Raw genomic sequence first — 1020 nt, forward strand, 5'->3', positions numbered from 1 at the left:
CGCGTGGGCGGTGCGAACGATCGAGGGTGCCATCACTCCTCCTGGGGTCGGGCTAGGTGCGGTCGACCACCAGCACGGGGCACGCGGCGTGGCGCAGCACGGCGCGGGTGACCGGACCGAGATGGGTCCCGTGGGGACCGTGGTCGGGACGGCGGCTGAGCACGACCACCGCCGACCGGCGGGTGGCGTCGACCAGCGCGTCGACGGGGCGGACCCAGCGCACGACGCGGGTCACGGTGGTGCCGAGGTCGCCCATCTTCTCCAGGGCCTGCTGCAGCTCCACGTCGGCCTCGGCCGTCCACTGCTCGCGCGTGTGGTTGACGAAGAACGTGTCCTGGTACGGCTCGGCGAGCCACATCGCGTACAGGACCCGCAGCTCACGGCCGCTGGCGACGGCGTACGCCGCTGCGGTCTCGACCTGGCCCGCGGCCTCGATCGGGTGGTCGACGCCGACGGTGACCGGCAGCGGGCCCGCCGCCGGTGCCCAGCCGTGTGGCACCACGACGACCGGCGCCTTCGCGTGCGCGGCGACCCGGGTCGACACCGACATCGTCAGGAGCCGGTCGACCACGTCGGGGTCGCGCCGCTCGAGGACGACCAGGTCCCGCCCGGCGGCGCGGTCGGCGATGGTCGCGGGCACCGGCCCGGACAGGATCTCGGTACGCAGCGGGACCGCCCCGTCCACGCGGGTGCGCATCCGCTCCGCGGCGTCGGTCAGCACCGTGCGGCCGACCCGGAGCAGCGCCGTGTCCAGCGCCTGCACCTGGTCGGTCCTGCTCGGTACGACGACCAGCGAGTGCACGACGTGCACCAGCTCGACGCCGGTGCCGCGCTGCAGTGCCTCGGCCGCCGCGAAGTCCAGCGTGCCGTCCCGGACCCCGTCCGGTCCGACCGCGACGAGGACTCGGAACTCGTTGTCGCTCATGGCTGCCCCCTACTTCCTGATCTGTCCGCCGGCCTCGAGGACGAGGTCCGGCAGCTCCGGCACCACCGAGGGCGGCACGACCATGACCGGGCACT

Annotated in this window: 1 protein-coding gene; it reads right to left on the minus strand. The window is 74.3% G+C overall.

What is annotated here, in order from left to right:
• Positions 1-52: 52 nt before the first annotated feature.
• Positions 53-925 (minus strand): universal stress protein, encoded by an 873-nt coding sequence (locus Q0L15_RS14635; protein WP_296605186.1) that lies wholly within the window; start codon positions 923-925, stop codon positions 53-55.
• Between the last annotated feature and the right edge of the window lie 95 nt (positions 926-1020).

This window comes from Nocardioides sp. (assembly GCF_024509035.1).
Classification (GTDB): Bacteria; Actinomycetota; Actinomycetes; order Propionibacteriales; family Nocardioidaceae; genus Nocardioides.